Raw genomic sequence first — 25,696 nt, forward strand, 5'->3', positions numbered from 1 at the left:
TGCGTTCACTGATCCTGGTCTGTGGCGGTGTTCGTGGCCGTGCCTGCGCTGGCCTGCGGTGGCGTTGGGGTGTCGAGCGAGGGGTCGAGTTCGTCGAGCGGCGTGGTGCGCACCGGCAAAAGGCCGTCGTGGTGCGTCAGCTTGTGGATGTGGTGTTTCTTCGTGGTGATGCGGTGCGTGCGCTTGAGCTCGGCGTTGAGCTGGCTCACCGAGTCTGCCAGACGCAGCATTTCGGCGCGTATGAGGCGCATCTCCGCGCCGTTGAGCGACGACGAGGATGTGGAATCGTCGTTTGGTTTCTTCGTCACGTTGACTTGGTCGATGATCCACGACGAGATCATGGCGCTCACGATACCGATGAGGGCGATGCCGGTGAGCATCAGCCCCACGGCCACGATTTTGCCGGTGTCGGTCACGGGGTAGACGTCGCCGTAGCCCACTGTCGTCACCGTCACGAACGCCCACCACAGCGAAAGCGGGAACGTCGTGATCGTGGCGTTCGGCGCTAGGTGCTCGGCGGAGTATTCGGCGAGCGCGCCCACATAGATGAGCATGAGGATGGCGCTCGAGGCGTAGAGCGTGATGCGCCCGCGGGTCATGGCGCCGGCGCTGCGATTGAAGATGTGCAGCATCGGGATCAGGCGCAGCATGCGCAGCGGGCGGAATATCGGCAGCGCGAGCGTGAGCAGCAGCAGGATGTTCCTGCGGAACCACAGCCATTTGTCCTGCGCTAGGAACAGCTTCACCAGATAGTCGATGCCGTATACGGCCCACACCGTGTTGATCGCGATGAGGCAGCCCTGCTGATGGGTCTGTGCGAGGATCTGCCATGAGTATGCGAACAGGAACACCGCCGACAGGATGAACAGCGGTATGTTCGTGATCCGTTCCCATTCCTCAAGAGTCATACTGTCGATTGTACGGGTGAACAGGGGCGCGGGCGGGCGAAACTCCGGGGCGATTGACAAGTTCGGCCCCTCGTGTAAACTGAGCCAGCAGCTCGTCATGGTAATTCATGATGGACATGGAGAATCCATGATGGGCGAACGTAGAAGTTTGTTGCCGCGTCGATGTCGACGGCTGCAGATGGAAACACCACAATACAAGTAGTCCCCTCACAACGGATCGTTCGGCACGTACCTGCCGATGAAAGGATGAACAAAATGGCAGAAGTCATTTTCGATCATGTCACGCGTATCTACCCGGGCAACGACAAGCCGTCGGTGGATGACCTGAATCTTGATATCAAGGATGGCGAGTTCCTCGTGCTCGTCGGTCCTTCCGGCTGCGGCAAGTCGACCACGCTCCGCATGCTCGCGGGCCTCGAAGAGGTCAACAAGGGCCGCATCCTCATCGGTGGCAAGGACGTCACCACGATGCAGCCGAAGGATCGCGACATCGCCATGGTGTTCCAGAACTATGCGCTGTACCCGCACATGACCGTCGCCGACAACATGGGCTTCGCCCTGAAGATCGCCGGCACCCCGAAGGAAGAGATCCGCAAGCGCGTCGAGAAGGCCGCTGAGATCCTCGACCTCACCGAGTTCCTCGACCGCAAGCCGAAGGCCCTCTCCGGTGGCCAGCGCCAGCGCGTGGCCATGGGCCGTGCAATCGTGCGTGAGCCGAAGGTCTTCCTCATGGATGAGCCGCTGTCGAACCTTGACGCGAAACTCCGTGTGCAGACCCGTACCCAGATCGCAGCCCTGCAGCGCCAGCTGGGCGTCACGACCCTGTACGTGACCCACGACCAGACTGAGGCCCTGACGATGGGCGACCGCATCGCCGTCATCAAGCTCGGCATCCTGCAGCAGGTCGGCGCCCCGACCGAGCTGTACGACCGCCCGGCGAACGTCTTCGTCGCAGGCTTCATCGGCTCGCCGTCCATGAACCTCAACACCCACCCGGTGGTGAACGGCAAGGCTCAGATCGGCGCCGACACCATGGACCTGCCGAAGGAAGCCCTCGACAAGCTGACCCCGGAAGACAACAACGAAATCGTCGTCGGCTTCCGTCCGGAAGACGCATCCCTGGCCGCGCCGGATGAGGCGAACGCCTTCTCGCTCAAGGTCGTGAACGTCGAAGACCTCGGCTCCGACGGCTACATCTACGGCAACATCATCACCGACGACTCGGTGGCCGCCGAGCAGACCTCGATGATGTCCGACCAGAACAAGCTGACCACGATCCGCGTCAACCCGCGCGTGCTGCCGAAAGTCGGCGACATCGTCAAGATCAAGGTCAACCCGGCCAAGATGCACCTGTTCGCTCCTTCTACAGAGCTGCGTCTAAACTAGTCTTGGCGGGGATTGCTGTGCCCCGCCAATGAACAACACAAGGTCCTTTCTCTCTCTTGTCACCTTGTGACCGAGCCCCGCGTTGCAGCGGGGTTTCGGCGTTTTATGGGACCAAGGACCGAGTGGTGCGTGGCGCGTGCGCGCCGCACACATAGTGAGGTAGAGTAGCGACTATGAGTTTGAGCGACAACAACGGCCATTTGGACCCCCGTGCGTTGAAAGCTACGTCGGTCAAAGCCACCGACCCCGCATCGCCGGCGGACGAACCCGCTTCGCTGAAGATCACGTCCGCGAGCGCCGACCCCAAGATGTTCATGCTTCCATGGGAAAAGCCGCTCGCCACATGGCCGTCCGACCTGCTCGTCAACCTGCCGCGAGGCATCTCCCGCCACATCGTGCGCTTTGTGCGCGTGGGCGACCAGGTGTACGCGATGAAGGAGATCACGCGCAGTGTCGCCGAACGCGAATACGAGCTGCTGCGCCAGCTGCAGAAGCTCAACCTGCCCACCGTGCAGCCGATCGCCGTGGTGACCGGCCGCCACGACGACCAGGGTGAGCCGCTCGAGGCGATCCTCGTGACGAAGCACCTGCGCTTCTCGATGCCGTACCGTGCGCTGTTCGCACGCACGCTGCGGCCCGACACCGCCGAAAAGCTCATCGACGCCCTGGCCGTGCTCATGGTGCGCCTGCACCTCGCCGGTTTCTACTGGGGCGACGTCTGGCTGTCGAACGTGCTGTTCCTCAAGGACGCCGACGCGTTCTCCGCGTTCCTTGTGGATGCCGAGACCGGCGAACTGCAGATCAACCTGACCGAAGGCCAGCGCGAATACGACATCGACCTGGCGCGCACCAACATCATCGGCGAACTCATGGATCTGAGCTCGGGCCAGCTGCTGCCGCCCGACGTGGACGAGATCGAGGTGGGCAACCGGCTCGTGGACCGCTACCACTCGCTGTGGAGCGCGCTCACCGACACCGACAACCTGAACCCGAATGAGATGTGGAAGATCGAGCAGCGCGTCAACCGCCTCAACGAACTCGGCTTTGACGTGGACGAGCTCGAGATGAACACGACCGACGACGGCAAGCGCGTGCTCGTGCGCCCGCGTGTGGTGGACGCGGGCTACGCGAACCGCAAGCTGCTGCGCCTGACCGGCCTCGACGTGCAGGAGAACCAGGCGCGCCGCCTGCTCAACGATCTGGACGCCTACCGTGCCTCCACATGGCGCGACGGCGAGGATCTGGAGATTGTGGCGACCGACTGGATGCGCGAGGTGTTCGAGCCCACGGTGCGCATGATCCCGTCGGAATACCGTGCGCAAATCGACCCCGCCCAGTTCTTCCACGAGGTCCTCGACCACCGTTGGTATATGGCGGAGAAAGCCGGCCACGACGTGCCGATGCCAGTCGCGGTGGAAAGCTATGTGCGCGACATTCTGCCCACGCAGAAGCTCGATTCCAAGGAACTCGACGAGCTCAACGCCGAAGCTGACTCCGGTGTGATCGACGAGCAGTCCACCTACGGCGACGACACCGCGCACGACGACGATTACAATCCCGAATACGATCAGGACGCCGCCGTCTGGGCGCAGTGATTCCGCCCGCATATGCGAATGGCCGTCCGCACTGGTGCAGTGCGGACGGCCATTTCGTTATCTGCGCGCGTACCTCACTCGCTTGCCGCGGCTTCGCGGCGCGCGCGGTCCGCTGCGTACATCGCGATGCCGGCGGCGACCGACGCGTTGAGGGACTCCACCGCGTTCGACATGGGGATGCCGGCGATGCAGTCGCACGCCTCGCGCGTGAGGCGGCTCAGGCCCTTGCCTTCCGACCCGAGCACAATGACGAGCGGGTCGGTCTCGAAGCCGGTCTCGCCGACGAGCGCGTTGCCGCCGCCATCGAGCCCAACGCTGTAGTAGCCGCGTTCCTTGAGCGCCTCGATCGCCTTCGTCAGATTGACGACGCGTGCCACCGGCATGTGTGCGGCGGCGCCCGCGGACACCTTCCACGCGGTCGCATTGACCGAGGCGGAACGGCGTTCGGGCAGGATCACGCCATTCGCGCCGAATGCGGCGGCCGAACGGATGACCGCGCCGAGGTTCTGCGGGTCGGTGATGCCGTCGAGCGCGATGAACAGCGGGCGCGCGGCGATGCGCGCCGCCGCCGAGTTCGCCGCCTCCATCGCCTTCGCCTTGCGTTCGGCGCGTTCGGCGAGTTCGATGAGCGACGAATACTGGAAGGGCTGAGCCTTCATGATCACGCCCTGATGGTTCGTGGAGCGCGCGATGCGGTCCATCTCCAAGCGATCCGCCTCGAGCAGGTTCAGGCCGTTCGTGCCGGCCAGACGTACGATCTCGCGCGTGCGGTCGTCATGCTCGAGCCGCGACGCCACATACAGCGTGCTCGCCGGCACGCCGACGCGCAACGCCTCGAGCACGGCGTTGCGGCCGATGACCAGATCGTCGGAATCCGACGTGAACTTCGCCACGCGGCGGCGGGCCGCCAGACGCGGGTCGGAACGCTGGCGCTTTTCCGCCTGCCTCTTGGCCTTGAACGCCTTGTGGTACACGCGGTCCTCGGCCTTGGGAGTGGGGCCCTTGCCCTTGAGTTTGTTACGATGCTTGCCGCCCGACCCCTTGGTCGGTCCTTTCTTGCTAACCATGCGTCCAATTCTTTCAGCACCCCGCGCCAAAAACGCCGCCATCCACGCACGCAATGGCGCAGATTGTGCATATAGAGTATAGGATGCGGCCGTGTCCGCTTGTAGACAAACGGCTATGGAATAATGGCAACCGAATGCGGCACCGCGGTTGCGGGGCCGTGCCAATAACCGCGCAGTCCTGTAGCGGCCACCGGCTTGTGTTGCGCCGACGACTCGACTGACTACTCCGCGGCTGACCGAGGAGAATACCATTATGGATGATCGCATCATAGATCCATCCGCTCTTTCGCGCGAACCCCACGTGGAACCAGAGGATGCCAAGGAAACCCAGGAGGTGAAGGCGCAGCAGGCTCTGCTGAACGACGTCGATCCGTCGCTCACCGACGCCGACCAGGTGGCGCAGGCGCTCAATGTAGACCCGCGCACCGGCCTGAGCTCCGAAGAAGCCAAGCGCCGACTCGACAAGTTCGGCCCCAATGAGCTGGCCAGCGCACCGCCGGTCCCCAAGTGGAAGAAGTTCCTGCAGCAGTTCCAGGACCCGCTCGTCTACCTGCTGCTCGCCGCCACCGCCATCTCGCTTGTGGCATGGATTATTGAGAAGGTGAACGCGGCGCCGGGAGCCGAAGGCGAGGCGCTGCCGTTCGACTCCATCGTGATCGTGCTGATCCTGATCGTCAACGCCATTCTGGGCTACATGCAGGAAGCGAAGGCGGAAGAGGCCGTCAACGCGCTTTCCGAGATGACGGCCCCGACGTCCAACGTGCTGCGCAACGGCCGTGTGGAACGCATCAACACGACCGACATCGTGCCCGGTGACATTCTGGTGCTCGGTGAAGGCGACACCGTGCCGGCCGACGGCCGACTGCTCGCCGCCGCGAGCCTGCGCATCGCCGAGGCGTCGCTCACCGGCGAATCGGTGCCGGTGGGCAAGAAGCCCGCCACGCTCGACAGCGCGAAGGCGCTCGGCGACCGCGCGAACATGGTGTTCAACGGCACGTCCGTGACGCAGGGCACCGGCCGCGCCATCGTGACCGGCACCGGCATGAACACGCAGGTGGGCAAGATCGCCGACCTGCTCCAGTCCACCGAAGACGAGGCCACGCCGCTGCAGAAGGAGATGAACCACGTCTCCAAGATCCTCGGCATCGCCGTGTGCATCATCGCCGTGGTCGTGCTGCTCGCGCTCGCGGTCCTCGAAGGCTTCCACAGCGTGCACGACGTGATCGATTCGCTGCTGCTCGCCGTGTCGCTCGCCGTCGCGGCCGTGCCTGAAGGCCTCGCCGCGATCCTGACCGTGGTGCTCGCGCTCGGCGTGCAGCGCATGGCCGCGCACCACGCGATCGTCAAGAAGCTGCACTCGGTGGAGACGCTGGGTTCCGCTTCGGTGATCTGCTCCGACAAGACCGGTACGCTCACGCGCAACGAGATGACCGTCGAGCGCGTGGTCGTGCCGTCGGGTGAAGTCGAACTGACCGGCACCGGCTATGCGCCGGAAGGCGACATGGTCTCCATCGACGGCTCCGCGGTCCCCGAGAACGTGGCGAACGAAGTCCTCGCCACGCTTGGAGCGGGCACGCTCGCGAACGACGGCGAACTGCGCGAGGGCGAGAAGCCCGGCACCTGGGAGATCGTGGGCGATCCGACCGAGGTCTCGCTCGTCGTGGCCGCCCGCAAGACGCACGCGGACAAGAAGTTCGCGCACTTCGACCGCGTGGCCGAAATCCCGTTCACGTCCGAACGCAAGCGCATGTCCGTCATCGCGCGCAACGCGACCGACGCCGGCAAGCTCACCGTGTTCGCGAAGGGCGCGCCGGACGTGCTGCTGAGCTACTGCGATCGCATCTACGTGAACGGCGCGATCCGCAAGCTCACCGAAGGCGACCGCCAGGACATCCTCGACACCGTCGAGCGCCTCTCGCGCGAGGCATACCGTACGCTCGGCGAGGCGTTCCGCCCGCTCGAGACCGATTCGCTCGCGCAGATCCCGGGCATCCGCACGAACTCCGCCGGTGAGATCTCCGACATCTCCGAGCAGGCCGAGGCGATTGAAGCCCATCTGGTCTGGTGCGGCATGGTCGGCATCATCGACCCGCCGCGCACCGAAGTGCGCGATGCGGTCGCCGAAGCGCACCGCGCGGGCATCCGCACGGTCATGATCACCGGCGACCACCCGCTCACCGCCGCCCGCATCGCCTCCGACCTCGGCATCATCGCCAAGGACGGCAAGGCGCTCACCGGCGACGAGCTCGACGCGATGGACGAGGCACAGCTCGACAAGGCGACCTCCGAAGTCTCCGTGTACGCGCGTGTGGCTCCTGAGCACAAGCTCAAGATCGTCGAATCGCTGCAGCGCCAAGGCAACATCGCGGCCATGACCGGCGACGGCGTCAACGACGCCCCGGCCGTCAAGTCCGCAGACATCGGCGTGGCGATGGGCATCACCGGCACCGAGGTGACGAAGCAGTCGGCGAAGATGATCCTGGCCGACGACAACTTCTCCACCATCGTGGCCGCCGTGCGCGAAGGCCGCGGCATCTTCGACAACATCCGCAAGTTCCTGCGCTACCTGCTCAGCTCCAACGTGGGCGAGGTCTTCACCGTGTTCTTCGGCGTTGTGTTCGCCGGCTGGCTCGGCATCAAGAACCCGGAGTCCGTGGGTGTGACCGTGCCGCTGCTCGCCACGCAGCTGCTGTGGATCAACCTGCTCACCGACGCCGCCCCGGCGCTCGCGATGGGCGTCGACCCGATGACCGAAGACGTGATGAACCGCAAGCCGCGCAAGCTCACCGACCGCGTGATCGACGGCGCGATGTGGGGAGACATCATCTACATCGGCATCATCATGGCGATTGTGACACTCATCGGCATGGACATGCACCTTACCGGCGGCCTGTTCACCGACCGCTCCGTGGATGCGATGGGCCACGACGCGCAGATGGTGGAGGCCCGCACGATGGGCTTCACAATCCTCGTGTTCGCCCAGCTGTTCAATGCGATCGCCTCGCGCAGCCACCTGCAGAGCGCCTTCGTGGGCCTGTTCTCGAACAAGTGGCTGTGGGGTGCGATCGGCCTGTCGATCGTGCTGCAGCTGCTCGTGATCTACGTGCCGTTCCTCAACACCGCGTTCGGCACCACGCCGCTGCCGCCGATGGCATGGCTCGAGTGCATCGGCCTGGCGTTCTTCGTGCTCGTCGCCTCGGAGATCCGCAAGATCTTCCTGCGCATGCGTGCAAAGAAGTGATTCGGCCCTACTGAATGACAATGGGGGTTCGGTTCTGCGTGAACCGGACCCCCATTGTGCTGTGCCAGCGAGAGTGCCGCCGCTATCTTTGGGGGAGATTCGCCGTTACGGTCACCGTTTTCGCTGTTTTCGTCACTTTTTGGCCTGATTTATGACGAAAACAGCGAAAACGGCGACATAAACGGCGAAAACAGTGACCTGCACGCCACTGCCGCCTATATCATGCCGGAGGCGATGTTGTGGTCGAGGAGCCACTGGCGCAGGTCGGCGAATTCCTCGAGGCTGACCGAATGGTCGAGGCCGCGGTAGGCGTGCGCGGTGAGCCATGTGTGCTCTTCGAGCCATGCCAGCGTCTCGTTCACCAGGAACTTCGGGATCACCGTGTCGTTCGTGCCATAGCCATAGAAGACGGGGATGTCGAGCGAGGCGAGGCGTTCGTCGGCCGGATGCGTGCCCGGCACCATGCCCGGCGCCACAAAACCGGAAAGGCAGATTGATGCGCGGTAGCGTTCCGGGTGCACGCGCAGCAGTTGAGTGGCCAACAATCCGCCCTGAGAGAAGCCGATTGGCACCACGTCGCGCTCCGCCGGCACATTGTCGGCGACCCATGTGTCGATCGCCTGCGCGGCCGCATAGGCGTCGTAATCCAGATCCTCACCGCTCGGCACGGCGTCGTGCAGCCACGAATACGCGCCAGGCTGCGCGAAGAACCCGCCGTTGGACGGCTCCTGCAGCGTGATCGGCGCACGCAGCGACACGAAGTCGTTGTAGGGCGCCACATATTGCATCATGCCGGCCAGGTCGTCTTCGTTCGACCCCCAGCCGTGCAGGCACACGAACAACGGCCGGTTCGGCTGTGCCGCGCCGTCCCCGCGTGACACACGCGTCTGCGTGACTTCGAGCGGCTCCCCGAACCTGCCCGGCACCACGGGCGAAGGGCGGCCGACGAGCGGCTCCGGTTGCATTGCCTGCGCATCAGTAGTCATGCCTCCACCATACACGCGCGCGGGGCTCATGCACGCGTGTGCCGCCCTGTGGCTACACTGGAACCGAACTGTTGTCGTTGCCGGGCCGCTCGGGCGCCGGCGCTAGGAGATGCTTGCCGATGCTGCTGTCCGACCGCGATATTCTGGCCGCTCAGGCCGAGGGCCATATTTCGCTCGAACCGTGGACGCCCGAGATGGTCCAGCCGGCCTCCATCGACGTGCGCCTCGACCGCTTCTTCCGGCTCTTCAACAACCACGCATACACCTATGTTGACCCGGCGGAAAATCAGGGCGAGTTGACCGAGCAGTTCGAGGTGGGCCCTGACGAGCCATGGATCCTGCACCCGGGCGAATTCGCGCTCGGCTCCACATGGGAGTACGTCAAGCTCGACGCGACACTCGCCGCCCGCTTGGAGGGCAAGAGCTCGCTCGGCCGGCTCGGCATCCTCACGCATTCGACCGCCGGGTTCATCGACCCGGGCTTCGAAGGGCACATCACGCTCGAGCTGTCGAATGTCTCCACGCTGCCGGTCAAGCTCTGGCCGGGCATGAAGATCGGGCAGATGTGCTTCTTCCAGCTGAGCTCGCCAGCCGAGCACCCATACGGGTCCGCCGGCACCGGATCGCACTACCAGGGCCAGCGTGGCCCGACGCCGTCGCGGTCGTACGAACGTTTCTACCGCGCGCACATTGACGACTGACACGCCAGGGTCATCGACGAAGGGGGAGGGGAAAGATGAGCCAGATCGATGAATCGGACCTGCAGTTTCCGGATGCCGGGAGCGGCGATGGGCATGACGACCCGCAGACCGAGCTGACGTCATTCGACAGCTCGACGCTGATGTTCCCATCGGTCGGCGGTGACGACGAGCCGCAGCACACGCAGCCTGCGCAGCCGCCCCAGCCGCCGGCGACACAACGCCGAAAGCCGAAATCGGCGGCATCCAGCAAGCCAGCGGCGCAATCCCAGCCGGCCGCACAGCCCGCGTCCGGCGACGGATTCGACCTGCCGGTGTGGGGCGCTGGCGCCACCGCACACGACGACGATGAGCCGACCCAGCTGTTCACGCCGGCCGACGCCGCGCAGACCAAGACGACGGCGATGCCAGCGATCGACAGCACCGGTGTGGAGCGCACACAGCTCATCGCGCAGAACGGCCCCACGCGCACCGTGGTCAACGATGTGAACGAAACCCATACCGCCGTGCCCGAACCCGACGCCCCCGCGTCGTTCGTGCCGATGGACGGCGGCGACAGCGGCGACGGTGAACCGCCCGAGCACGCCGCACCGAGCGGCGGTGACGGCAAGCGCAAGAAGATCATCATCGGTTCCGTCTCGGCGGTCGTGGCGCTCGCGCTCGTCGCCGGCGGTGCGGCGCTGTGGCAGCGCAACCGCTCCGCGCAGGAGGCGAACGCGCAGAATGCCGCATTCGAACGCTGCGAGCGCGCGCACACCGCCTTGAAGGCCGCGTACACGGAACTCGACAAGCAGGTGACGCAATCCAAGCCGCTCACGCAGACGGAGGAGTCCGCGGTGGCCGACGCCGCCACACTGCAGGCGTTCCAGAAGTCGAACAAGACCGCCACCGACCTGCAGCAGAAGCAGGGCGAGACCTTGGTTGAGTGCAAGACATCGGATTCACGCGAACAGCTCGATCGGAACGCGCAGACCATGGATGAGAAGCTCGACGGGGTGGAGAGCGCGACGAAACAGCTCAAGGCCGACGCCGACGCGCTGACCGTCTCGCGCGACGCGAAGAGCACGAAGAGCCTCAAGGACGACCTGGCCAAGGCAATCGCTGACGCGCAGGCCACCTATGACGCATCCGTGAACGCCGTCGCAGACGAGCAGACGCGCACGGCGCTGCAGCAGGCGATCGGTGAAGCGCAGACGCTTGCCGACAAGCCGTCGCTCGACAAGGCCGCGGTCGATGCGGCCAAGGAGAAGCTGACCAACGCGGTGAACGCGGTGGTCGAGTCCGAAAACGCGCTCGCCGAAGCGAACGCCGCCGCCGCGCAGGAGGCTTTGCGTCAGCAGCAGCTGCAACAGGAGCAGGCGCAGCAGGAAGCGTTACAACAGCAACAGCAGCAGACGGCGTCTCCGGAACAGCAGCAGCCGGTGCCCACAAATCCGTCGGACTCTCCACAACAGCAATAGTAAGGTTGGGTGTGCGCCTTTCGGCTGGTCCTCATATCAACACGCAGTAAAGCCGCGGTGAGTGATTAGAGGTGTGGGTGCGGCTTCTTCCAGGCCGCACCCACACGCATATTTAGATACTGGAATCGGCGGCCACGCTCATCACATACACGTTCTTGCGCAGTTGGCGCGCCTGCGAGCGTGTGATGTCATCCGCCTCGAGCATGTCTTGGATCACGCCGAGCTCGATGCCGTAGCTTTCGCGCTTGATCTCCTCGATCTGCGTGATCATCTCGGTTGTGGCGCCCATGTTCGGGCGCGCTTTGAGCGTCGCCTCCGCGCGGCGGTAGTCGAGCAGCAGCGCCGAGCAATACTCGGTGTTGTACGTCGATTTGCCCATCTCGTCGTACAGGTGGTCGATCACATTGTCGATTGCCGCCGTCTGCACGGTGCGCATGTGCGCGTAGATCTGGTGTTCGCTCAGCATCGGCGTGTTCTTGCGGATCAGGTTGTTCACACGGCTCGACAGGATCTTGATGCGCCGCTGCAGCGACCGCATGCGCCCCTTGATCTGCCAGATCGCGTGCGCGGAATCGTGGTCGGTGACCGCGTGGCGCAGCGACGTCATGATCTGGTCGAGCAGGCGCTCGCACGCCTCGATCTCGAGGTCACGGTCCACGGACTGTTCGCCGGTCTGCGCTTTCGTGGCCGCGAGCCGGCCCTTCACATAGTCCTTCTCCCACTCGAGCGCCGCGATCTGCAGTTCCGAGAACCCGATTGGGTCGATCGCGCCCAGCCGGTGCTTGAGGCGCGTGATGCGCTTCGTGTACGAGTCGATGACGGCCATGACGGCGCGGCGGTTGTCGGGCGTCACGCGCTCGGCGAGCTCCTCGACCGTGCGGCGCAGCACTTCGATCGAGGCCTCGGTGATCGCGCGCGAATCATCGGTGCTCTTCTTCGGCGCCACCACGGGCAGCAGGAAGTTCGCGAGCAGCAGCGTGACGACGATCACGCCGCCGGCGATGAAGATCAGTTCGTCGCGCATCGGGAACCATTCGCCGTCCGCGAGCGTGTAGGGAATCGTGAACATCAGCGAAAGCGTGATCGTGCCCTTCGGCCCGCCGAAAGTCATGACGGCGGCCGAGCGCCAGCGTTCCTTCGTCATGCGCCGGCGCTTGCGCGTCACTTCGTGGCGGGTGATGCGCAGCATGGCGGCCACCCAAGCGAACCGCATGCCCACCACCACGGCTGCCACGATGAGGATCGTGGCAAGCAGGGTGAGATTGCTGATCTGCTGGTCGTTCCAACTTGCCTCCATTGCGTCGGGCAGCAGCATGCCGAGCAAGATGAACACCGCGCCGTTCAACGCGAACGAGAGCACCGACCACACGCTGGATGCGACGATGTTCGTGCGTGCCACATTCGGCCCCACGCCGGAGCGGTCGAAGCGAATGATCAGGCCGGCCGCCACAACCGAAAGAATGCCCGAGACGTGGATCGCCTCGGCGCCCAAGTACAGCAGGAACGGCAGGAACAGCTCCATGAGCACGCGCGTGGTGGTGGTCTCCCAGCCGAGTGAGCGCACGGTCTCGAACAGCCAGTTGATGGCCAGACCGAGCACCACGCCCACGATCGCGCCGCCGAAGAACGAGATGAAGAACTCGCCGATCGCCTCGCCCACTTCGAACGTGCCGGTGACGGCGGCGGCGATGGCGAACTGGAACCCGACGATGCCGGAAGCGTCGTTGAACAACGATTCGCCTTTGAGCACGCCCACCTGGCGTTGTGAAAGCGACGCCTCATGGCTCAGCGAGCTCACCGCCACGGCATCGGTCGGACCCAGGGCCGCGCCGAGCGCAAGCGCGGCGGCGAGCGGCACGACAGGCCATGCCGCGTGCAGCGTGAACCCCACGCCCACCATTGTCGCGATGGCCAGCCCCACGGCCAGAGAAAGCGAGAGCTTCAACGATTTGAGCAGTGAGCCCTTGTCTATCTCGTGCGCCTCCAGATACAGCAGCGGCGCGATGAACAGCACCATGAACAATTCCGGGTCGAGCTCGGTGTCCGGAAAGAACGGCAGCTGCGAGGCGAGCACGCCAAGCGCGATCTGCACGAGCGGCGTGGAGACCTTGGGGATGAACCGGCTGAGGAACGAGGAGAGCACGACCGCCGCAATGATGCATAGAATCAACTCGAATGTGGGCACAACCATCCTCCTCGCTCGCCAACCACTGAGAAATCCAGAATATCAAGCGAAAGGCCACTATGCGGAAGCCATGTCAGCCTGAGGAACAGCCACGGGTGGTGCCACAATGATCCCATGACCGATTCCGTGAATCCCGTGCATTCCGCGCCGCCGCTCGCCCCGCTGACGCTTGACGAGGCGATGGCCGCGGCGCTCGACCAGGGCGCGTTGGCGGCGCTCGCCGGCGATGTGCCGGTCGGCGCCGTCGTGATCGACGAACAGGGCCGGCTCATCGGCGCGGGCCGCAACCTGCGCGAACGCGACGGCGACCCGCTCGCGCACGCCGAAGTGGAGGCGATGCGCGCGGCCGCACGCATGCGCGGCGACTGGAATCTGGAGGGCTGCACACTCGTCGTCACGTTGGAACCGTGCCCGATGTGCGCGGGGGCGTGCCTGCAGACGCGCATCGGGCGCATCGTGTTCGGCGCGTGGGATGCGAAGCTCGGCGCGTGCGGCTCGGTATGGGACCTGCCACGCGACCCGCATGTGGGCCATGAGCCCCAGGTCATCGGCGGTGTGCGCGAAGAGGAGTGCGCGCGCGTGCTCACCGACTTCTTTCGCGAGCGCCGCGTGTGATTTTCTTGCGCGGTGCAGGGAACACTCCGAACCGTGGCAAGGAATCCGGGAATCCCTAGGATGGTCGCAGGATCGCATCAACTGGTGCAATGACGCATCCGCACAGGGAGGGCAGGAATATGGCAATCATGGATTTCCACGGGACTTCGAGCCGCGGCGAAGAGGTCCGCATCGTGTATTTTGAGCAGCGCGCCGCACGGTCCGCGTTCGCGTTCGCGATTGTGGGCGACGACCTGCCGCGCATCGTGCATTGGGGACGCCCGCTCGCCGACCCGCGCACACTCGTCGCGGCGGCTGATGCGCTGCGTCCGCAGCGTGTCTCCGGCGCGCTCGACGAGACGGCCTGGCCGAGCATCCTGCCCACGCAAGCCGAGGCATGGACCGGCTCGCCGCGCTTCGTGGTGCGCGCCAGCGGTATGGAGCTGTTCTGCCATTTCGCTGTGACCGACGTGCGCATCGACGATGACGGCGTGACGGTCGACGCGCGCGACGCCGAGCAGGGCGTGCGCATCCTGTGGCGGTGCGAACTGCGCGAAAGCGGCCTCGTGCGCCAGCGCATGACGGTCGTCAACATGCGTTCCGGCGAGCTGGAAATCGGCACTGTGGAACTCGCGTTCCCCGTGCCCGCGGACATGACCGAGATCCTGACGACGACCGGCCACCACCTGCGCGAACGCTCGCCGCAGCGCCAGCCCTTCACCATCGGGCGGTTCCAGAAGGCGAGCCTCGTCGGGCGCCCCGATTTCGATTCCTCGCTCCTGCTGAACGTGGGGCGCACCGGCTTCGGTTTCACGCACGGCGAGGTCTACTCCGTGCACGTGGCCTGGAGCGGCAATTCGCTGATGGCCGCGGAACGCCTGCCGTACACATCCGGACTGATCGGCGGCGCGGAGGCGCTCTCCGGTGGCGAAGTGACGTTGTGCGCGCAGGGTGGCTCCGGCGACGACGGTGAGCGCTACACCACGCCGTGGCTGTACGGAGCGTACGGCGAAGGGCTCAACGAGGTAGCCGCGCGCTTCCACACCGAACTGCGCACAACCCACACGCAGTGGCGAGCCGAACTCGGCGTGCCCGAAAAACCGCGCCCCGTGATCCTCAACACGTGGGAGGCCGTGTATTTCCAGCATGATTTCGGCACGTTGAAGGCGCTTGCCGACAAGGCCGCCGCAAGCGGCGTGGAGCGCTTCGTCGTGGACGATGGCTGGTTCGGCGGCCGGCGTGACGACACCGGGGGTCTGGGCGACTGGTGGGTCTCGCAGGACGTGTGGCCGGATGGAGACCACTCGCTCAAGGCGCTTGCCGACTACGTGCACGCCAAAGGCATGGAATTCGGCCTGTGGTTCGAGCCCGAGATGGTGAACCCCGACTCGGCCATGTACCGCGAGCACCCCGACTGGGTGCTGCGCCCCACGGCCAACCGCCTGCCGATGCAGGGACGCAACCAGCAGGTCGTCGACCTGACGAACCCGCAGGCCTACGACTATGTGTACGGCTGCATGGACGTACTGGTCACCGAACTCGGCATCGACTACATCAAGTGGGACCACAACAAATACGTGACCGAGGCGGTGTCGCCGCGCACCGGCCGCCCGGCCGTGCATGGGCAGACACTCGCCGTCTACCGCATCTTCCATGATCTCAAAACCGCGCATCCCGGTCTGGAGATCGAAAGCTGCTCGTCCGGCGGCGGCCGCGTCGACCTCGCGATCCTCTCGCTCGCCGACCGCATCTGGGCGTCGGACTGCGTAGACCCGGTCGAACGCGCGGACATCCAGCGCTACACGTCGCTGCTCGTGCCGCCCGAGATGATCGGCGAGCATGTGGGCGCGAGCCCCGCGCACTCCACCCACCGCGCGACGAGCCAGCAGATGCGCATGGCGATGGCGTTCTTCGGGCATCTGGGCATCGAATGGAACCTGCTCAAGGAACCGCAGTCGGCGCTCGACGAACTCGGCGTATGGGTCGACACATACAAGCGGCACCGCGCGGACTGCGCGCACGGCACTGTGATCCACGGCGACGAGGCCGACCCCGCGGTGCGCGTCGACGGCGTGGTCAGCGCCAGCGGCGAGCGCGCCGTCTACCGCTTCACGCAATTGACCACATCGCAGACCTACCCGGCGGCGCCAGTGCGCCTGCTCGGGCTCGACCCGGACTCCGACTACCTGATCCAACCGCTCGCATGCAATATCGGCAGCGGTGAGCCGTTCACGCAGATCGGCAACGGGCAGAGCGAGCTCGGCTGGTGGAACAGCCAAGGCGTCGTCATGAACGGCGGGGCGCTCGCCGCGTTCGGCCTGCGGCCGCCATGCATCCACCCGGCGAACGCCGTGCTGTTCAGTGCCACGCGCGTGTGAGCACGGTCAGCTGATGAACGTGGCGATCGCGCGTGCGGCCGCTGAATCCGACCACAGACGCCAGCTGAAATCCGGGATCGAGAACGAGACCGGCGCGGCCTGGCTGTGCCGGTAGGTGTCGATGCCTTTGCGGATGAACTCGCGATTCTTCTTGGCGATGAATGAGCTTTCGCCACTGATGAGCACCGTCGTGGGCATGGCGAGGTTGGAGACGGTCGCGACGAGCACGCCCAGGCGGAAGCATATGCGCTCGCCCAAGCGCCGTGCTTGTGGTGTGTTCGCGTGCAGGTCGCGTGCGAACTCCTCGAACGTGGTCACGCGGCCGACGATCGCCGAGTACTCCTCGGCGATCGAATCCGACGTGAGGCACTGCGAACAGCCCACATGGCCCGACGAGCAGCGCGGGCCTTCCGGGTCGATCAGTACATGGCCGGCCAGACCATAGCTTTTGTCCGGATTGTCGATAGGATTGCCACGGTTGGAGAGCGAATATCCCACGCCCGCGCCCATCGTGATGACGGCGAGCCTGGGGACGCCGATCGCGTCGCCGAACCAGCATTCGTACAGCAGGATCGAATCGAGGTCGTTGAACGCGCGCGTGGGGATGCCGGTCGCCTGCTGTACGAGCGCGCTCAGATCCACGACCGAATCCCAATACAGGAACGGCGCGAATGTGACAAAACGGTCGTCGTCGACATGCCCGCCGAGCGAGAGGCCGATCGCGGTAGGCGCCGGCGCGCCGGGGGAGACCACTGCGCGGACCATGCGCGCGATCTGCGCGACGATCGCGCCGGGTGAACGGTCGGTGATGCTTTCGGTGATCTCACCGCCGATTGGGCGGCACATCGCATTGACTTCGGAGGCGGTGATTGCGCCGTCGTGAATGTTGACGCCGATGAAGGTGTGGGAGTCCTCGCGGATGCGCAGCGCCGTCTGCGGGCGTCCACGCCTGCCGCTCGCATCGTGGACGGGGAACCCTTCCGGCAGTGTGCCCGTCTGCGCGAAGCCGGCGGGCATCTCCTCGATGACGCCGTCGTAGATGAGGTCGCTCGTGATGCGCGAGAGCGCGCCCTGCGAAAGATTGAAGATCTGCGCGAGCGGCGTGCGCGCGATCGGGCCGTACTGCATGATGCCGCGCGCAACGTCGTGCGTGGCTTCCGACTTGCTGAACCAGTGCGGGAACTCGAGCGAATCCGAATTTGTTTCCATGAGTATATAAATATACGCCCATTTTCTTACTTCGTTTTTGGACGCGCGGGGCGGTGGGAATGAAAAGCGCGGATTCATACACTGACTGTGTACCGGCTGGCGTGAAGGAGCGCCGACCGCACTGAGGAACAGGACAACAGACGAGGGAGTTACCATGAAATTCGCTACGAACGCCGCGAGGTCGGCGCTACGGCGCGCGTTGAAAGGGGCTTGTGCCGCGGCGTGCGCGGTGGCGGTCGGTCTGGGCGCGGCGGCTTGCGGCGCGGGGGCCGGCAATGGGCGGGTCACACTTGATTTCTTCCAGTTCAAGGCCGAGGCCGCGGACTGGTTCAAGCAGGCGGCCGAGGAGTTCGAACGTCAGAATCCGGACATCAAGATCAACATCAACAATTCCGCGAACGCGCAGACCGATCTGCGCACGCGCTTCGTCAAGGATCGTGTGCCGGACGTCATCACATTCAACGGCGACTACAGCTTCGGCATGTTCGCCGCGAGTGGCGTCTTCCATGATTTCACTGATGACCCGCTTGTCGACGACCTGAACGAAGGCATGGTCACGATCGCGAAGAACCTTGTGCAGACCAACGACCCGGCGAAGAAGCGGCTGTACGGACTGCCGTTCGCCGGCAATGCGTCCGGCTACATCTACAACAAGGATCTGTTCCGCAAGGTCGGCCTCGATCCGGAGAATCCGCCGCGGACGTGGGATGAGTTCACGGCGATGCTGCAGACCTTCCGCGACGCCGGCATCGACCCGGTGCAGGCGACGCTCGCCGACGCCTGGACCACGCAGGCGCCGCTCGCCTCGCTCGCGGGCACACTTGTGCCGGAAAGCGAATACACGGACCTCAAGGACGGCACGACGACGTTCAAGCAGATCTGGACGGAGCCGGTGGCCAAGGAGATCGAACTGTTCACGTATGCGGATGGGGAGAAGGGCGTCACCTACCAGCAGGGCACGCAGAACTTCGCCAAGGGCGCTGCGGCGATCATCCCACTCGGTACGTACGCGATCCCGCAGATCACGATGATCAACGAAGACATCGACCTCGGCTTCGCACAGATGCCGGCCACGAATGACGCCGAAGAGCAGGTCCTCACCGCCGGTGACGATGTGATGCTCACGATGGGCGCGAACAGCAAGCACCCGGAGCAGGCCATGCGCTTCATCAAGTTCCTGATGGGCAAACAGCAGCTCGAGGACTATGCGCGTGCGCAGTCCGCAATCACACCGCTCAAAGACACCTACTTCGGCAATCCGGCGCTCGAAACGGTGCGTCCGTTCTTCGAAAGCAACCGCGTGGCCGATTTCTGTGACCACTACATCCCGTCATCCATCAACATCGGCGGCTACCTGCAGTCCGCGATCATGAGCGGGAACGTGAACCAGTTCGTCGATTCGATGCAGAACGAGTGGGACAAAGTGCAGGCCCGCGACTTCAGCGAATGAGATTGCAAGGAAAGGAAGGCCAGAAATGACTTCGTTGACGAACGCCGGTCAGCAGGCACGCGCGATGGAGGACGTGCTTGCCAACGACATAGACACCCACCACTCCCGCAGGTCCGCGAACAAACCGCCGCGCAAGAAGAAGACGTCTGCGTTCTCCGACCGCAAAGTCGATCACGCGTACTACTGGATGGCCGTGCCGGCCGCGGTGATCTTCGCCGTGTTCCTGTACGTGCCGTTCATCCGCGGCATCATGTATTCGTTCACCAACTCGCAAGGCTACGGCAGTTACAAGTGGATCGGGTTCAACAACTACCTCGCGCTGTTCCGCGATGAGCGCGTGGGGCACGCGTACCTGTTCACATTCCTGATCGCGATCGCGATCACCGTGCTCATCAACGTGATCGCATTGTTCCTTTCGGTCGCGCTCAACGGCAAGATCGCATGCAAGAACGGGTTCCGCGCGATCTACTTCATCCCGTACACGCTCGCCGTGCTCGTCATCGGCTATGTGTTCAAGTACATCTTCATGCAGCCCTTGCCCGCGCTGGGCAAGGCGCTCGGCATCGGTTGGCTGAGTGAGTCGCTGCTGACAAGCGAGCGCTACGCATGGATCCCGATCGTCTTCCTGGCTGTCTGGCAGGGCGTCGCCTACTCGGTGCTGATCTACCTCGCCGGCCTGCAGACCGTGGACACGCAGGTCTATGAGGCCGCCGCGATCGATGGCGTCAACGCGTGGCAGAAGTTCTGGAAGATCACGTTCCCGCTCATCGGGCCCTTCTTCACCATCAACCTCGTGCTCACCATGAAGAACGCGCTTGGCACCTTCGACCAGGTGGTGGCGCTCACCGACGGCGGCCCGAACTCCAAGACGGAGACGGTCACCTACCTCATCTGGAAGGGCGGCCTGACTGGCGGCGAGTACGCATACCAGACCGCGAATGCCGTGCTGTTCTTCATCGTCCTCGCGATCATCGCGTTCATCCAGCTTAAGTTCTTCGGCAGCAAAGAGAAGGTGTGAGACCATGACCACCGCAACCACCACCATCCAACCATCCACAAGTCGTCCGGAGGCCGCCGCGCCCACGAAGTTCCGTAAGGACAGGCGTATCAACTGGTGGCTCACCGCAGTCGTGGCCGTCTTCAGCCTGACGATCCTCGTGCCGTTGTATTTCACGGTCGTCACCGCCTTGAAGACGCCGGCCGAAGCGGGCTCCTTCAGCCTGCCCTCGAGCTGGCAGTGGGGGAACTTCGCCGCCGCGTCCGCCAAGGTCGACTACCCGCGCGCCGCGCTCAACTCGGCGATCATCACCGTTATCGCCGTCTCGCTCACGCTCGTGACCAACACCTTCGTGGCGTATGCGATCGCGCGCAACATGGACAAGCGGTTCTTCCGCTTCCTCTACTACTTCTTCATCGCCGCGATGTTCGTGCCGTTCCCGGTCGTCATGCTGCCGCTCGCCAAGCAGATGGGCTCGTGGCACCTCGACAACCAGGCCGGTCTGATCATCCTGTACGTGATTCTGGGCCTCGGCACGAACCTGTTCATCGCGACCGGCTTCATCCGCTCGATCCCGGTCTCGCTCGAGGAGGCCGCGCGCATCGACGGCGCGGGCACGTGGCGCATCTTCTGGAGGATCATCTTCCCGCTCATGGGGCCGATCAACGCGACAATCGCGATCATGACGGCGCTGTGGGCATGGAACGACTTCCTGCTGCCGCTCATCATCCTCACGAACCAGCACGACCAGACGATCCCGCTCGCGCAGTATGTGTTCAGCTCGCAGTTCGCCACGAACTACCCGCAGGCCTTCGCGAGCTACCTCATGGCCATGGCCCCGGTGCTCGTCGTCTACATCTTCGCCCAGAAGTGGGTCGTGGGCGGTGTGATGCGTGGCGCCGTGAAGTAGCGCGGTGGCGATAGCGCTCTGGCGTCCTCATGCGGTCGGCCGCACCCGATCTTCGGGCGCGGCCGACCGTTGTGCAGGGCGTTATGCGCCGAAAATCTCCGCATGTGTCCCTGTACGCAGAAAAATAGCCGCACTATCTTCGGTGACTAAATCATTGTTCAACATGAGATGAATCCAAAGACTCGAACATCTCGTTGGCGTTGTCGAAACGCGCGGACTTCTTGCTGACGATGGTGCGGGCCTCGTCGAGTGCCTCAACGGTCTCCTGAGGCGCATCGGGATAGAAGAGATTCAGGGGGATCCCATGCTCGCGAACAATCTGCCGGTAGAACGCGCGAGTCACGCTGGAGAGGTCAAGTCCGAAATCCTCTGCGATGTTGGCGGCCTGCTCTTTGGTGTGTGCGTCGACACGGACGGTCACAGATGTCATGGTCATAACGACTTCGATCTCTGTTGTAAGACAATGGCAGGTATATGTCTTACATCGTGTCTGGCAATCGTGATCCATTCAGAAGATTTCTCGCATGCATACCGTATGGATGGCGCCACGTCGGCCGGCACGCGGGTGTGCTTGTAGTGCAGGGCAAGGTTGGCTACTATGTCGGCAACCTTGGCAACGCAAGCGCGCAAAGGAGGGTGCCCATGACGAAACGACTGTTGGAAATCACGTCGGTGACGGCCCACACGGAATGCGGGCCCACGGGCGAACGCAGTGACATGTCATTGCCGCTCGACGCCGCCGAACTGTGTAAGACCGGCAACCTCATCGAGATCTCCGTGCACGCGCAGCTGCCCGTTGAGAACCCCATCCTCGAGCATGCGACTTTCCAGCCGGGATGCTCGCTCACGGTGTCATGCGCGCTGCCCAGGTATTCGCGGCCCGCGCAGGGAACGCCGATCCTGTGCCTGTACCAGCACAAGGAGTGGTGGATGCGGCCCACGTGGGTCAGCTGTTTTGCGGATGTGCCTGAGCGCACGCAGATGCTCGTGTGGAAGACGCGGAGAACGTACAAGGGCCAGATCCGCGAGCAATGGCATGTGCTGCTCGCGGCGAGCGACGGGGAGTGCCGTGCCGATATCCGCGGTTGCGCGACGGATGCGGCAGGCGCGGCAGGTGGGGTGCTGGCCGTCGATAGCTCGACGAATCGCGTCGGCCAGACGAACCTGGACGGCCTTGCTCTGCTGTACGCCCGTGGCGGTGACCCGTATGCACTCATCGAACAATGCGTGACTGCAACGTGGTGGCGACTGCCGGTAGGGCCGAAGTCCTTGCGCCGGTTCCCGGAGGCGTTGCGCGGCTTCGGTTGGTGTACGTGGGACTCGTTGGGGCAGAACGTGAGCGAAAGCGGTATCCTCGCGAAAATGGATGAGTTCAAGGCGAAACAGGTGCCGGTCTCGTGGGTGCTCATCGATGATGGATGGTCCCAGACGCACAACAACAAGCTGACCGGTTTCGGCGCCGATCCCACCCGCTTCCCCCAAGGCCTTGCGCGCACCATCGACGTGCTCAAACAGGACTACGGCGTGCACTATGTGGGCGTATGGCAGGCGTTCCAAGGGTACTGGGGAGGCGTCGACCCCGATTCCGATGCGTTCAAAGAGCGCAGATACATGTTCGAGACATTGCCGGGTGGCATGACCGTGCCATCCGCCCAGCCGGCATGGGATATGTTCGTGGACGGCGAATGCCTGTCCGAGTACGGTTGCGAACGGTTCTGGTGGCGTTGGAGTGAAGAGCTCGCCAACGCTGGCGTCGACTTTGTGAAGGTGGATTCGCAGAGCACGATGTCGGTGCTCACGCGGGGTGCGCAATCGTACGGTACGCTGCTCATGCGGCACCGTGCGGTCGATCTTGCGGCGTCCGCGTTCTTCAATAACGCGCTCATCAACTGCATGGGCATGGCGCCCGAAGACTATTGGCGGCGCCCGTATTCGCCGATCACGCGCACAAGCGACGACTTCTTCCCGCGCATCCCCGAATCGCTGCCCGAACACGCGATCGAGAACGCCTACTGCTCATTGCTCATGGGCTGCCTCTACCACTGCGACTGGGACATGTTCTGGACCAAACACCCCGACGCGCGCGTGCACGCGTGGCTCCGCTGGTTCAGCGGCGGCCCAGTGTACTGCTCCGACGCGCTCGGCGAAACCGATCCGGAGACGTTGAAGCCGTTCTTCGACGAAGACGGCGTGCTGACGCATCCCGACGGTGTGGGTATGCCGGTCATAGGCAGCCTGCTTTCCGATCCGGCGCATTCCACTGTTCCTCTTGGCGTTCGCAACACGTTCCGTGGTGAGGAGGTGCTGTTGTTCGTCGGCCTGAACACCGCAGCCGTCCAGTCCGCGCACATTCCCGCCGGCGATTCCGCGTGTCTGGTGCGCAATCTGGAGACAGGCGAATGCACACAGGTCGGCGCGGGAGAGACCCTCGACGTCGAACTGCGGTACGGCGAATACGCCGCGCTCGCCGTGGCCCGCGCATAAATACTTTCCCACACGCCCACAGCGCACAGCGAATGGGAAACTAATTCACCGCCGACTAGTATGGGCACATCTGAAAATCGTTGAAATACCAAGCAAAGGAGCCTCAAGTCATGACGACGCTCAACCGGTCCGCAATTCCCGACGACGTGCGTACCAACGGCGCGACGCCGAACCCGTGGTGGGCGAACGCGGTCGTCTACCAGATCTACCCGCGCAGCTTCCAGGACTCCAATGGCGACGGCATCGGCGACCTCAAGGGCATCACGAGCCGGCTCGACTACATCGCGGATCTGGGCGTCGATGTGATCTGGCTGAGCCCCGTCTACCAGTCGCCGCAAGACGACAACGGCTACGACATCTCCGACTACCAGGCGATAGACCCGCTCTTCGGCACGATGGAAGACATGGACGAACTGCTCGAACAGGCCCACGCCCGCGGCATCAAGGTGATCATGGACCTCGTCGTCAACCACACGTCCGACGAGCACGCATGGTTCCAGGAGTCGCGCGACCCGAACTCCGCCAAGGCCGACTGGTACTGGTGGCGCCCCGCGCGCGAAGGCAAGACGCCCGGCGAACCCGGCGCCGAGCCGAACGAGTGGGGGTCGTACTTCGGTGGTTCCGCATGGCAATACGACGAGCAGCGCGGCGAATACTTCTTCCACCAATACTCCAAGAAGCAGCCCGACCTCAACTGGGAGAACCCCGAGGTGCGCAAAGCTGTCTACCAGATGATGAACTGGTGGATGGACCGCGGCATCGACGGATTCCGCATGGACGTGATCACCCAGATCTCCAAGGTCGTCGACTCGCACGGCCGCTTGCCTGGCGAACCTGGCTCTGAAATCGAGGATTACCCGGCCGGCCCGGAAGGCTATTCCTCGCCGTACCCGTTCTGTTCCGACGGTCCGCGCGTCGACGAGTTCCTCGCCGAAATGCGCCGTGAGGTCTTCGAACAGCGCGGCGGCTACATGAACGTGGGCGAAGCCCCCGGCGTGGACGCCTCGCGCAACGAATACATCACCGACCCCGCGCACAAGGAACTCGACATGCTGTTCCTCTTCGACCACGTGGGCATCGACCAAGGCGATTCCAAGTGGGACGTCGTGCAGTTCGACGTGCGCCACCTGCGCGAGCGCCTCAAGGAACAGCAGGAAGCCGTGCATGATCGTGGCTGGGCGAGCCTGTTCACCTGCAACCACGATCAGCCGCGCGTCGTGACGCGCTGGGGCGACGATTCGACCGAAGAGAACCGCGCGCACTCCGCGAAGGCCTTCGGCATGCTCGTGCACCTGCACCGTGGCACCCCATACATCTACCAAGGCGAGGAACTCGGCATGACCGGAGCGCACTTCACCGAGCTCGGCCAGTATCGTGACCTCGAAGCGATCAACGCCTACCGCCAGCGTGTCACCGAGGCGAAGGTGCAGTCGGGCGAGTCGATGATGGATGCGCTCGCGATGTTCGGCCGCGACAACGCGCGTACGCCAATGCAGTGGGACGGCTCGAAGTACGCCGGCTTCACCGCTGCTGACACGCCGAAGGAGCCATGGATCTCCGTCAACCCGAACCATGTGGAAATCAATGCCGCCGCGCAGTTCGATGACCCGGACTCCGTCTATACGTTCTACAAGAAGCTCGTCAACCTGCGGCATAACAGCCCGGTTGTGGCGGCCGGCGAGTGGGAGCTCGTCGACGACAACGATGAGGCGGTGTACGCGTTCACGCGCACGCTGGGGGAGCGCCGCATGCTCGTCATGATCAACCTGAGCGGGCGCCATGCCCCGCTGCCTGCGCACACGCAGGAGCTGCTGCGCAATGGGGTGGCGGAGGACCATGTGGTGCTGAGCACCTATGACGCGATCCATAGCGTCAAGTCCATCGCCAAGGGTGAGCTTTCCGAGTGGGAAGGCGTCGTTGTGCAGCTGTGACGGCGCTCAAGCACTAAAAAAACCGGCCCTTGAGGCCGGTTTTTTTAGTACGCCTAGACCCATCTTGGCTGGGGAGGAGCATTTTCCGGGGATCCCTCGGGTATGAGGGCTGAAACCATGCCATGTATGGCCGCCCGTACTGGCCCTGTCCCAAGAAAATGCTCCTTTCCAGCTGAGATGGGTATGGCGCAGGTGCCCAGCCACTACAATGTTGGGT

18 protein-coding genes are annotated in these 25,696 nt (G+C 64.1%); 12 read left to right on the forward strand and 6 right to left on the reverse strand.

All coding sequences use genetic code 11. The annotated features are described in order from the left end of the window. Positions 1 to 5: 5 nt before the first annotated feature. Positions 6 to 908 carry a potassium channel family protein gene (locus BPSG_RS06625; protein ID WP_080699269.1) on the reverse strand — a complete coding sequence of 301 codons (903 nt, stop codon included), beginning with the start codon at positions 906 to 908 and terminating at the stop codon, positions 6 to 8. Between the two features lie 255 nt (positions 909 to 1,163). On the opposite strand from BPSG_RS06625, the gene BPSG_RS06630 reads away from it, so the two are divergent. Beyond that, entirely contained in the window at positions 1,164 to 2,294 is a 1,131-nt protein-coding gene (locus tag BPSG_RS06630) for an ABC transporter ATP-binding protein (RefSeq protein WP_026643914.1), read from the forward strand. A gap of 173 nt (positions 2,295 to 2,467) precedes the next feature. Continuing rightward, complete coding sequence (locus BPSG_RS06635) at positions 2,468 to 3,889, forward strand: DUF4032 domain-containing protein (protein WP_026643915.1); 1,422 nt, start codon at positions 2,468 to 2,470, stop codon at positions 3,887 to 3,889. 74 nt (positions 3,890 to 3,963) lie between these two features. On the opposite strand, the gene rlmB is transcribed toward BPSG_RS06635, so the two are convergent. Next, a complete protein-coding gene (gene rlmB, locus BPSG_RS06640; protein WP_026643916.1) occupies positions 3,964 to 4,956 on the reverse strand; it encodes a 23S rRNA (guanosine(2251)-2'-O)-methyltransferase RlmB in 993 nt (330 codons plus the stop codon). A gap of 253 nt (positions 4,957 to 5,209) precedes the next feature. Between rlmB and BPSG_RS06645 the strand changes: the two genes are divergently transcribed. Beyond that, the gene (locus BPSG_RS06645) at positions 5,210 to 8,197 is read left to right on the forward strand and encodes a cation-translocating P-type ATPase (RefSeq protein WP_026643917.1); all 2,988 of its coding nucleotides are present in this window, start codon (positions 5,210 to 5,212) and stop codon (positions 8,195 to 8,197) included. Between the two features lie 215 nt (positions 8,198 to 8,412). Here the strand turns inward: BPSG_RS06645 and BPSG_RS06650 are convergent, their stop codons facing one another. Beyond that, the gene (locus tag BPSG_RS06650) at positions 8,413 to 9,183 is read right to left on the reverse strand and encodes an alpha/beta hydrolase (protein ID WP_026643918.1); all 771 of its coding nucleotides are present in this window, start codon (positions 9,181 to 9,183) and stop codon (positions 8,413 to 8,415) included. A 119-nt stretch (positions 9,184 to 9,302) separates the two neighbouring features. Here BPSG_RS06650 and dcd point away from each other — a divergent pair, with 119 nt between their 5' ends. Further along, positions 9,303 to 9,884, forward strand: coding sequence for a dCTP deaminase (gene dcd, locus BPSG_RS06655; protein ID WP_026643919.1), 582 nt, complete (start codon positions 9,303 to 9,305; stop codon positions 9,882 to 9,884). 35 nt (positions 9,885 to 9,919) lie between these two features. Beyond that, the gene (locus BPSG_RS06660; RefSeq protein WP_033502324.1) at positions 9,920 to 11,341 is read left to right on the forward strand and encodes an FIVAR domain-containing protein; all 1,422 of its coding nucleotides are present in this window, start codon (positions 9,920 to 9,922) and stop codon (positions 11,339 to 11,341) included. A 112-nt stretch (positions 11,342 to 11,453) separates the two neighbouring features. On the opposite strand, the gene BPSG_RS06665 is transcribed toward BPSG_RS06660, so the two are convergent. Next, on the reverse strand, positions 11,454 to 13,526 hold the full coding sequence (locus BPSG_RS06665; RefSeq protein ID WP_180325843.1) for a Na+/H+ antiporter: 2,073 nt from the start codon (positions 13,524 to 13,526) through the stop codon (positions 11,454 to 11,456). A gap of 114 nt (positions 13,527 to 13,640) precedes the next feature. Between BPSG_RS06665 and BPSG_RS06670 the strand changes: the two genes are divergently transcribed. Both BPSG_RS06670 and BPSG_RS06675 read left to right on the forward strand, forming a co-directional pair. Then, entirely contained in the window at positions 13,641 to 14,141 is a 501-nt protein-coding gene (locus BPSG_RS06670; protein ID WP_099309710.1) for a nucleoside deaminase, read from the forward strand. 119 nt (positions 14,142 to 14,260) lie between these two features. Further along, a complete protein-coding gene (locus tag BPSG_RS06675) occupies positions 14,261 to 16,498 on the forward strand; it encodes an alpha-galactosidase (protein WP_026643922.1) in 2,238 nt (745 codons plus the stop codon). A 6-nt stretch (positions 16,499 to 16,504) separates the two neighbouring features. On the opposite strand, the gene BPSG_RS06680 is transcribed toward BPSG_RS06675, so the two are convergent. After that, positions 16,505 to 17,707, reverse strand: a complete 1,203-nt coding sequence (locus BPSG_RS06680; RefSeq protein ID WP_026643923.1) for an ROK family protein — start codon at positions 17,705 to 17,707, stop codon at positions 16,505 to 16,507. Positions 17,708 to 17,861: 154 nt separating this feature from the next. Here BPSG_RS06680 and BPSG_RS06685 point away from each other — a divergent pair, with 154 nt between their 5' ends. From BPSG_RS06685 to BPSG_RS06695, 3 genes are all read left to right on the forward strand, one after another. After that, positions 17,862 to 19,157: an ABC transporter substrate-binding protein gene (locus BPSG_RS06685; RefSeq protein WP_026643924.1), complete on the forward strand. Its 1,296-nt coding sequence runs from the start codon at positions 17,862 to 17,864 to the stop codon at positions 19,155 to 19,157. A gap of 64 nt (positions 19,158 to 19,221) precedes the next feature. Then, positions 19,222 to 20,175, forward strand: a complete 954-nt coding sequence (locus BPSG_RS06690; RefSeq protein ID WP_051592081.1) for a carbohydrate ABC transporter permease — start codon at positions 19,222 to 19,224, stop codon at positions 20,173 to 20,175. Between the two features lie 4 nt (positions 20,176 to 20,179). Then, a complete protein-coding gene (locus BPSG_RS06695) occupies positions 20,180 to 21,064 on the forward strand; it encodes a carbohydrate ABC transporter permease (protein ID WP_026643926.1) in 885 nt (294 codons plus the stop codon). Between the two features lie 151 nt (positions 21,065 to 21,215). On the opposite strand, the gene BPSG_RS06700 is transcribed toward BPSG_RS06695, so the two are convergent. Beyond that, positions 21,216 to 21,500: a type II toxin-antitoxin system RelB/DinJ family antitoxin gene (locus BPSG_RS06700; RefSeq protein ID WP_026643927.1), complete on the reverse strand. Its 285-nt coding sequence runs from the start codon at positions 21,498 to 21,500 to the stop codon at positions 21,216 to 21,218. Positions 21,501 to 21,706: 206 nt separating this feature from the next. Here BPSG_RS06700 and BPSG_RS06705 point away from each other — a divergent pair, with 206 nt between their 5' ends. Together BPSG_RS06705 and BPSG_RS06710 are read left to right on the forward strand one after the other, a co-directional pair. After that, positions 21,707 to 23,548, forward strand: coding sequence for a Sip1-related alpha-galactosidase (locus tag BPSG_RS06705; protein ID WP_236822952.1), 1,842 nt, complete (start codon positions 21,707 to 21,709; stop codon positions 23,546 to 23,548). 110 nt (positions 23,549 to 23,658) lie between these two features. Further along, positions 23,659 to 25,479 (forward strand): glycoside hydrolase family 13 protein, encoded by a 1,821-nt coding sequence (locus BPSG_RS06710; RefSeq protein WP_026643929.1) that lies wholly within the window; start codon positions 23,659 to 23,661, stop codon positions 25,477 to 25,479. Positions 25,480 to 25,696 lie beyond the last annotated feature (217 nt).

Source organism: Bifidobacterium pseudolongum subsp. globosum (genome assembly GCF_000741295.1).
Lineage (GTDB): Bacteria > Actinomycetota > Actinomycetes > Actinomycetales > Bifidobacteriaceae > Bifidobacterium > Bifidobacterium globosum.

What these genes read in the sequence shown, in the direction of transcription:
- BPSG_RS06675 (WP_026643922.1), top strand. Translation starts at nt 14,261, where the DNA reads ATGGCAATCATGGATTTCCACGGGACTTCGAGCCGCGGCGAAGAGGTC.
- BPSG_RS06700 (WP_026643927.1), bottom strand. Translation starts at nt 21,500, where the DNA reads ATGACCATGACATCTGTGACCGTCCGTGTCGACGCACACACCAAAGAG.
- BPSG_RS06695 (WP_026643926.1), top strand. Translation starts at nt 20,180, where the DNA reads ATGACCACCGCAACCACCACCATCCAACCATCCACAAGTCGTCCGGAG.
- dcd (WP_026643919.1), top strand. Translation starts at nt 9,303, where the DNA reads ATGCTGCTGTCCGACCGCGATATTCTGGCCGCTCAGGCCGAGGGCCAT.
- BPSG_RS06670 (WP_099309710.1), top strand. Translation starts at nt 13,641, where the DNA reads ATGACCGATTCCGTGAATCCCGTGCATTCCGCGCCGCCGCTCGCCCCG.
- BPSG_RS06635 (WP_026643915.1), top strand. Translation starts at nt 2,468, where the DNA reads ATGAGTTTGAGCGACAACAACGGCCATTTGGACCCCCGTGCGTTGAAA.
- BPSG_RS06625 (WP_080699269.1), bottom strand. Translation starts at nt 908, where the DNA reads ATGACTCTTGAGGAATGGGAACGGATCACGAACATACCGCTGTTCATC.
- BPSG_RS06685 (WP_026643924.1), top strand. Translation starts at nt 17,862, where the DNA reads ATGAAATTCGCTACGAACGCCGCGAGGTCGGCGCTACGGCGCGCGTTG.
- BPSG_RS06645 (WP_026643917.1), top strand. Translation starts at nt 5,210, where the DNA reads ATGGATGATCGCATCATAGATCCATCCGCTCTTTCGCGCGAACCCCAC.
- rlmB (WP_026643916.1), bottom strand. Translation starts at nt 4,956, where the DNA reads ATGGTTAGCAAGAAAGGACCGACCAAGGGGTCGGGCGGCAAGCATCGT.
- BPSG_RS06680 (WP_026643923.1), bottom strand. Translation starts at nt 17,707, where the DNA reads ATGGAAACAAATTCGGATTCGCTCGAGTTCCCGCACTGGTTCAGCAAG.
- BPSG_RS06710 (WP_026643929.1), top strand. Translation starts at nt 23,659, where the DNA reads ATGACGACGCTCAACCGGTCCGCAATTCCCGACGACGTGCGTACCAAC.
- BPSG_RS06705 (WP_236822952.1), top strand. Translation starts at nt 21,707, where the DNA reads ATGACGAAACGACTGTTGGAAATCACGTCGGTGACGGCCCACACGGAA.
- BPSG_RS06630 (WP_026643914.1), top strand. Translation starts at nt 1,164, where the DNA reads ATGGCAGAAGTCATTTTCGATCATGTCACGCGTATCTACCCGGGCAAC.
- BPSG_RS06660 (WP_033502324.1), top strand. Translation starts at nt 9,920, where the DNA reads ATGAGCCAGATCGATGAATCGGACCTGCAGTTTCCGGATGCCGGGAGC.
- BPSG_RS06690 (WP_051592081.1), top strand. Translation starts at nt 19,222, where the DNA reads ATGGAGGACGTGCTTGCCAACGACATAGACACCCACCACTCCCGCAGG.
- BPSG_RS06650 (WP_026643918.1), bottom strand. Translation starts at nt 9,183, where the DNA reads ATGACTACTGATGCGCAGGCAATGCAACCGGAGCCGCTCGTCGGCCGC.